Raw genomic sequence first — 8,136 nt, 5'->3', positions numbered from 1 at the left:
GGAAATGATGACCCAGACGACAGACAACGGGTTCGCGACGATCGAGACGTCCGACAGCGGCCTCCGAGAATTGCGTATGGAGTGGAACGATCCCATGCTCGCCGTCTTCGGCTTGATGCAGTTGTCACGCGAGGAATTGTTGGAGCGCCTGCGGTCCGGCGATCTCCCACAGCCCCCATTGGCGCGGCTGCTCAACATCGCGGTCGTCGACGCCGAGCCCGGCCGTATGGTCCTGAGCCTGACCCCCGACGAGCGACACGTGAACTTCCTCGGCGTGGTCGGTGGCGGCGTAGCCGGCACCGTTCTCGACATCGCGATGTGGGGTGCCGTCCATCTTTCCCTGGAGGACAAGTCCCTGGTTACGACGGTGAGCATGAACACGAACCTGGTTCGCCGTATCGTCCATGGCCAGGGACCGTTGTACGCGGTCGCGACCGCCGTCCACATCGGACGGACCACCTGCACCGCCGAAGCCCGCCTCGTTGATGACGCCGACAAAATCTACGCGACGTCGTCGGCCAGCTTCGTCCGCATGACCGTCGGCTGACGATATCGCGGGTTCGGCAGGGAACGAGGAGGGCTCCCAACCGTCGGATGCGAGCCCCACATCCGAGGATGTCGTAGGAGGGTCGGGAGAACCGACCCTCCTACGCGACTGCTGGTTCAGAGTGTCGCGGCCAGACGGGTGCCCTGGTCGATAGCGCGTTTGGCGTCGAGTTCTTTGGCTTCGTCGGCTCCACCGATGAGATGCACACGGCCGCCTAGGGTTTCGAGCTGATCCTCGAGGTCTCGGACAGATTCTTGACCAGCGCAGATGATTACGTTGTCGACTTCGATCACGCGCCGGCCCTCGCGGTTCTCGCCGAAGCTGATATGCAGACCTCGATCGTCGATCCGCTCATAGTTCACTCCGCCGATCTGAGTGACCCCTTTGGCATTCAGGGCAGCACGGTGGATCCAGCCCGTCGACTTACCCAGAGTTGTTCCGAACGGCCCCGTCTTTCGTTGCAGTAGGGTGACTTCCCTTACGGCCGGGGTCGGCTTACGGGTCGTCAACTGGCCGAGGGCGTGGTCGTCATCGGTGACACCCCATTCGGCTTGCCATTCTTCGAGATTCAGGGCAGGGCTCGCTTCGACGGTGAGCAATTCACTGATGTCGAAGCCGATCCCGCCGGCACCGATAACGGCGACACGTTTTCCGACCGGCCGCTCCTTGCGGACCGCCTGTGGGTAGGACAGCACCATCGGGTGATCGATTCCTGGGATATCGAGGGTGCGCGGACGCACGCCGGTGGCCAGGACGATCTCGTCCCAATCACCTGCGGCAAGCTGTTCGGCTGTCACGCGGGTATTCAAATGCACTGTGACACCGGTGATTTCAAGCTTACTTCGGAAATATCGGATCGACTCGTCGAATTCCTCCTTGCCGGGGATACGACGAGCGAGGTCGAATTGGCCGCCGATCCGGTCTTCGGCTTCGAACAGCTCGACATGATGACCACGTTCGGCCAGCCCGGTCGCGGCCGCCAGACCCGCCGGGCCCGCGCCGACGACAGCGACTCTTTTGGCGCTGCGGGTGGGCAGCAACTGCAGCAGTGTTTCATGGCAGGCGCGTGGATTCACCAGACAGGACACGGTTTGGCCGGTAAAGGTGTGGTCGAGGCAAGCCTGGTTGCAGGCGATACAGGTGTTGATCTCGTCCACGCGGGATTCGGCGGCTTTGTTCACCCACTCCGGGTCGGCCAGGAGCGGCCGTGCCAGCGCGATGAGATCGGCGTCGCCCCGCTCCAGAATCTCCTCGGCGACCTCGGGCATGTTGATCCGGTTCGCGGCGCACACCGGGATTGTCACGTGCTCCTTGAGCCTGGCGGTGTACCCGACGAACGCGGCCCGTGGCACCGAGGTCGCGATGGTCGGAACCCGCGATTCGTGCCAGCCGATGTCGGTGTTGATGACATCCACCCCGGCGGACTGCAATTCCTTCGCCAGTGTGATGATTTCGTCGAAGGTCTGTCCTTCCTCGACGAACTCGGCTACCGACATCCGGAACATGATGAGAAAATTGTCACCGACCGCGGCTCGGATCTGCCGGACGATTTCGATCGCGAATCGCTGGCGGTTGGCCGTCGAACCGCCCCACTGATCGGTGCGGGTATTGGTGCGCGGCGCGAGGAATTGATTGATCAGGAAGCCCTCGCCACCCATCACCTCGATCCCGTCGTATCCGGCCAGCTTCGCCAATTCCGCGCAGCGCGCGTGGTCGGCGATCGTGTTCTGAATGCCTTCCTCGGTCAATTCCCGGGGTACGAACGGGCTGAACGGGGAAGGCACCGCGGAGGGCGACACACTGATGGGAACCTCTGAATCCCGGCCCGCATGCAGGATCTGCAACGCGATCTTGGCCCCCGCTTCGTGCACCGCGTCGGTGATGGTGCGGTGTCGGCGTGCGTCGGCCTCGGTGATCATCGCGCAGGCGAAGGGAGACAGCCAGCCTTCCCGATTGGGCGAGTAACCGCCGGTGACGATCAGACCCACACCGCCGCGGGCTCGTTCGGCGAAGAACGCGGCGAGACGGTCGATATGCCAGTCCCGGTCCTCCAACCCGGTGTGCATCGAACCCATCACCAGGCGATTGCGCAGTGTGACGCTTCCGACCCGGAGTGGCGACAGCAAGCGCGGAAAAGCTGAACCCATGAAGTGAACCTAATGACCAGTACCCAACCGCGCAATCGGAGGAAAGCACGTTTTACCTCAACAGCGGACTGGGGCATCTGGACGTAACGCGGGCTGTTTCATCCTGCGCAGTTCCGCACTGTTCCGTGGCGGCGCGATAGCGGGGGGACCACCCGCGCACCAGTGGCCCGATCGAGAGGGCGGGGATCGGCCGTCAGCGGTCGCCGGGGGGCGGGTGACCCGATAACGTGGGTCCGTTGACAGCGACCAGCGGTATGAGCTGCTCTTCTGGGGTGACGATGTGAGCCGCGGAACCTCACGAGAGACGCGAAGAACGCGACTGCGTGCACGGGGCCGGTAGCCCCGCCGCTGTGGCTCAGAACCGGCGGGCGCCGGTCACCGGCATCTGCGAGATCGGCGACATCGTGACGCCGACGCCTTCGGTCGCGGCATGGATGACCTGGCCGTCACCGGCGTAGAGGGCCGAATGCCCACCGCCGTAGAACGACACCATATCGCCCGGCTGCAGGTCGTCTATGGCGACCGGTGTGCCCGCGGCGAGCTGGTTGTAGCTGGTGCGCGGTACTTCGACGCCTGCCTGGTCGTAGGACCACTGCACCAGACCCGAGCAGTCGAAGGCGTCGGGACCCGCTGAGCCGAAAACGTAATCGGAACCCAGCTTGGACCGTGCTGCCTCGACCGCGACCTCTCCGGTGGTTTTATGCGGCGTCGCGCCGGAGGGCGCGGAGCGGTCGATCTCCGGGATGCCGGTGCGGAACGGGAGTTCGATTCGCGGCAGGTGCACCGGGAAGGGCAGCTCGATTCCCAACACGGTCGTGTACGTCTGGAGTTCAGGTCCCGGCACCGCGGTGGGCGCGAAGCGTTCGCTGCCCAGCACCGTGGTGGGTACCGCGAGTTCGGTGCCCAACGTCGCATCGGGTGCGGGAAGTGGGACTGTCATCGGGATGCCCGAGAACGGAATCTCCGTTGCCGGCACGCCGGCGAATTCCAGGCGTTCCAATTCCGAGACAACGGCTTCCGGAAGCTGGACCATCGGAATGTCGGCCGCGATAGTTGCCGCGATCTCCGGAAGGTCCGCGACATTCGGTACTTCGATTTCTGCCGGGAGGGCGAGGCCGTCGGGAACGTCGACGGTTCCCACACCCGGGACGATCAGCGGTTCGGCGGACGCCTGTCCCGCGCCGAGCAGTGTCGCGACGATCGCCGCCGCGGTCGCGGCCCCGATCGCCAGGGCCCACAGGGCCGCCCGGCGCAGGTAGCGCCAATATCGTACGTCGTCGTCTGATGCCATAATCCGGTCCTCCGATCCTCGTATCGAGGCCGGGTGATGCCGCATGTCGTGGCTGTCACCAAGCTCTCGAATTGATTCGAAAACCAACACGGTGATCTTTTCGGTACAGCGGATCTGATTGGCATCGTCCGGCATGCGATGCAGCGGAACAAATACCAACACACTAATTAGAATAACGAAGTAATAACCAAAGAAAGTATTTCCGATAACGTGGCTGAGAATGGCTATAGGAAGGCATGAAAAAGCCCCGCGGCGGAATGAATTCCACCGCGGGGCATTCGCGTCGACCCGGTCTCAGGGGGTGATTCGCTCTTCTATCTGTTCGGCGAGAGTGCGCAGTTTCGCCGCGAATTCACGCGCGCCGGTGGGGTCGTAGCTCGATCCCTCGACAACCCGCCGGGTCAATGCGGCGAACCGCGACCCCACGGTGGCGAACAGGTCGGCTGTAGGCTCGGCCGGGCCCTCGCGTACCTCGCCACGTAGCCAGGCCTGCAGGCGCTCGATCACATCGGCCTGGTCGAAACGGTCCGGAAGCATCGCCACCGCCTCCCGAATCTTGCCCGCGGTGACCTTGTTGCCGGTGGTGTCGGCGATGGTGGTGTATACCGTGACCGCCGCGTCTTCGCCGTGCTCGGCCGCCACCGGCAGCAGTTCACGAACTTGGCCCTCGTTGATGCCGGGCGCCACCGGATGTAGCTTCGCGGCCAGCGGCCACGCGCGAATCAGTTTGTGCGCGTACGACCGTTGCATATCCCACCGCTGTTCCACGTAGTCGTCGAACGTCCCGTGGCTGTCGCGATACAGTCGGCCGTCGCGCACGATCTGCAACGCACGACCCGCCGCCCAGAATGCCATGCGCAAGCTGTCGATCGACGACTCGCAGGCGGTCAACTGAGCCTGTTCGCGATCGTTCAGCGGGCCTTCGCCTTCGACGGGTAGCGGCATCGTCAACACGTCCAGGCTCGCAGTCTCCGCCTCATTGTCCGGGGTCGCCGGCACGCTGCGCAGCTCAGTGCCCCGACGGCGCCACTCGGCATCGCGTAACGGAGACACCGGCGGAGTGTGCTCGGCGCCATCCGACAGCGGGTTGGCGGCCCTGCCGATCGAGCCTTTTCTACGCTGTGGGGGCATCAGGCCGGAACCTCTACCGCGAGGCGATATGGGCTGACCAGTTCATCGCCCACCTGTCGATATTCCGCCAGGTCCTCGATCGGATTCTCGGCTCCGTCGCCGACCTCGCCATCGGCGGCCTCGCGGTACCACTTCCAGGAACTCAGGTAGGACTCGAAGACGTCGTATCCGGCGTCCTCCAGATACTTTCGCTGTGTTCGGTACTCGGTCGAGATATTCACGCCCTTTTTCATGGTCACCGGAACTTTGGTCATCAGTACGCGCACCCGGATCTCGCGATCGCGCCCGGCCGCTGCCTCTTCGGCGGCCTTGAAGGTGCTGGGTACCCGCTTCACTTCGGACGGGCTCACACTCGTCAGCAGAATCAGCTCGTGACTCTCCGGAATGGCGGCTTTGAAGATCTCGGCCGACTCGCCTCCGGCGTCGACAATGATGACGTCGTACTCGGCGGCGTTGTCCGTGATGCAGTCGTCGACGTGTCGGGACGGGAAGGCGATCAGGTGGAAAGGAACCTCGATGTCGCCTTTGGTCAGCCGTCGGTACCAGGAGTAGCCCGTTTGGCTGAGCGGGTCGGCGTCGATGACGAGCACCCGCAACTCGTGCACCGACGCGAAGTAGGAGGCCAAGAAGAACGATGATGTGGTCTTTCCGACGCCGCCTTTCAGATTCCCCAGTGTGATCACCAGGGGTGCGGGCGTCTGGAGTGGTGCAACAGAGTTCGTCATGACAATCCTCCAGGTGTGAGGAGCGCAGATGCCGTGCCCGGCCAGTTTCGCACTGCTTCGGTGAACTTCGGCTCATTGCGAACGCAGCTGCCGATGTTCTGGCGTGGCGCGCGAGACTGTATCCAATTGGACACACTGTGTCCAGTGGACGCAGTTAGGCTGCGAGGAACCCGGCAGCACCCGCGTCGTGACCGCGAGACGGTGATCGTGCGGCACGATAAGGCGCGGGACCGCACATGGAGGAGTTCACATGGACATAGAGCCCGGAGTCAGTCCGTCGATTCACCACGGGGATGGTCGGGCCTCGGTGCGACCTGCCATCGTGGTCGGCGCGCTGGGTGTGGTGTTCGGTGATATCGGGACCAGTCCGATCTACACCATCCAGACCGTGTTCAATCCGAACGACCCGCATCCCGTCCCGCTCGTCAGGGACAACGTGTACGGCGTCGTATCGCTCATCTTCTGGTCCGTCATGATCATCGTCACGCTGACCTACGTCTTGCTGGTGATGCGTGCCGACAACGACGGTGAGGGCGGGATCATGGCGCTGATCACGCTGTTGCGTCGCCTCGGGGGCCCGCGAAGTCGTCGGACCACCGCGATGCTGGCCGGGCTGGGTATCTTCGGCGCCGCACTGTTTTTCGGCGACAGCATGATCACTCCCGCGATATCCGTGTTGTCCGCGGTGGAGGGCCTGAAGGTCGTCGAGCCGGGTCTGCAAGATCTGATCGTGCCGATCACGGCGATCATCATCATCGGCCTGTTCATGGTGCAGCGCCGCGGCACGGCCGCGGTCGGTCGGCTGTTCGGGCCGGTGATGATCGTCTGGTTCGTGGCGATCGGTACCTGCGGCGTGGCCGGTATCAGTCGGCATCCGGAGATTCTCGCGGCGCTGTCGCCGACATACGCGGTCGGCTTCCTGTTCGGGCATTTCGGCATCGGATTCTTCGCATTGGCCGCGATCGTGCTCGCGGTGACGGGTGCGGAGGCGTTGTATGCCGACATGGGCCACTTCGGTCGTCGGGCGATTACTCGCGGTTGGTTGCTGCTGGTACTGCCCGCATGTGTGCTCAGTTATCTGGGTCAAGGCGCGCTACTGCTCGGTGACGAAAGCGCTGTCGGCAGCCCGTTCTTTCTGTTGGCCCCTGGTTGGGCGCGGTTGCCCATGGTGTTGTTGGCGACCGCCGCCACGGTGATCGCGTCGCAGGCGGTGATCACCGGCGCCTACTCGGTGGCATCGCAGGCGGCCCAGCTCGGGTATCTGCCCCGGCTGCGGATAGCGCATACCTCGGAGTCGACGATCGGACAGATCTATGTTCCGTGGATCAACTGGATGTTGCTGGTGGCGGTACTGACGCTGGTATTCGCCTTCCGCAGTTCGGCGGCGTTGGCGTACGCGTTCGGTATGGCGGTGACCGCGACGATCACGATCACGACGCTGCTGTTCTTCTATGTAGCGCGCGTCAAGTGGCGCACTCCGCTGTGGCTGATCGTGCTCGTCGCGGGCCCCTTGCTGCTGGTCGATCTGCTGTTCGTGGCGGCGAACCTGACCAAACTGGTGCATGGGGCGTGGCTGCCGCTGTTGATCGGGATCACCGCCTTCACGGTGATGACCACCTGGCGGCGTGGTCGCGACGTTGTCACACGCGCACGGGCGCAAGCGGAGGGGCCGCTGCGTGCGTTCGTCGACCATGTGCAGGATCATCGGCCGCCGTTGCTCCGGGTTCCTGGCACCGCGGTGTTCCTCAACCGCGGCAAAGAGACGGCACCGCTGGCGATGCGGGCGAACGTCGAGCACAATCAGGTCTTGCACGAGCATGTGGTGATCATGTCGATCGACACCCTGCCGGTGCCTCGAATCACCGACGCGCAGCGGACGGAGATCGACCCGCTTGGCTACACCGAGGACGGAATCATCCATGTGACAGCATATTTCGGGTACATGGAGACACCGAATATTCAGAACGCGTTGCGCCTGCTCGACCCGGCGCTCACCGAAGGCCGGTTGGCGATCGATGACGCCTCCTACTTCCTGTCGAAGATCGAACTGCGGAAGGGGTCGGCGCCGACGATGGCGCCGTGGCGCAAGCGCCTGTTCATCGCGACCTCGCACATCACCGCTGACGCCGCCGAGTATTTCGGCCTGCCCGGTGAGCGGACAGTCATCATGGGCGCGCGAATCGACGTATAGCGGGGAACGGTCTCCACGCCGAACCGACTGAGCGCCAGGCTGATCGGCTCGCGTGCCGTTCAGCCGTCGGCGCGACGGTGCGGGAATCCGTTCAAGCGGTGGCC

Annotated in this window: 5 protein-coding genes and 1 pseudogene; 2 read left to right on the top strand and 4 right to left on the bottom strand. The window is 63.9% G+C overall.

Annotated elements, in window-relative coordinates; translation table 11 throughout:
* Positions 1 to 7 precede the first annotated feature (7 nt).
* Positions 8 to 547, top strand: coding sequence for a PaaI family thioesterase (locus AB0B25_RS00785; protein ID WP_357172661.1), 540 nt, complete (start codon positions 8 to 10; stop codon positions 545 to 547).
* Between the two features lie 116 nt (positions 548 to 663).
* Here the strand turns inward: AB0B25_RS00785 and AB0B25_RS00780 are convergent, their stop codons facing one another.
* From AB0B25_RS00780 to AB0B25_RS00765, 4 genes and pseudogenes are all read right to left on the bottom strand, one after another.
* On the bottom strand, positions 664 to 2,694 hold the full coding sequence (locus tag AB0B25_RS00780) for an NADPH-dependent 2,4-dienoyl-CoA reductase (protein ID WP_357172658.1): 2,031 nt from the start codon (positions 2,692 to 2,694) through the stop codon (positions 664 to 666).
* A gap of 355 nt (positions 2,695 to 3,049) precedes the next feature.
* Positions 3,050 to 3,385, bottom strand: a pseudogene (locus tag AB0B25_RS00775) (C40 family peptidase); the annotation flags it as partial.
* Positions 3,386 to 4,279: 894 nt separating this feature from the next.
* Positions 4,280 to 5,116, bottom strand: coding sequence for a hypothetical protein (locus tag AB0B25_RS00770; protein WP_357172655.1), 837 nt, complete (start codon positions 5,114 to 5,116; stop codon positions 4,280 to 4,282).
* Positions 5,116 to 5,841 (bottom strand): ParA family protein, encoded by a 726-nt coding sequence (locus AB0B25_RS00765; protein WP_357172652.1) that lies wholly within the window; start codon positions 5,839 to 5,841, stop codon positions 5,116 to 5,118. The genes AB0B25_RS00770 and AB0B25_RS00765 overlap by 1 nt, the downstream gene beginning before the upstream one ends.
* Positions 5,842 to 6,091: 250 nt before the next feature.
* Between AB0B25_RS00765 and AB0B25_RS00760 the strand changes: the two genes are divergently transcribed.
* Positions 6,092 to 8,032: a potassium transporter Kup gene (locus tag AB0B25_RS00760; protein WP_357172649.1), complete on the top strand. Its 1,941-nt coding sequence runs from the start codon at positions 6,092 to 6,094 to the stop codon at positions 8,030 to 8,032.
* The last annotated feature ends 104 nt before the right edge of the window (positions 8,033 to 8,136 follow it).

Source organism: Nocardia sp. NPDC049190 (assembly GCF_040648115.1).
Lineage (GTDB): Bacteria > Actinomycetota > Actinomycetes > Mycobacteriales > Mycobacteriaceae > Nocardia.
This window is presented reverse-complemented; position numbering and strand designations above follow the sequence as displayed.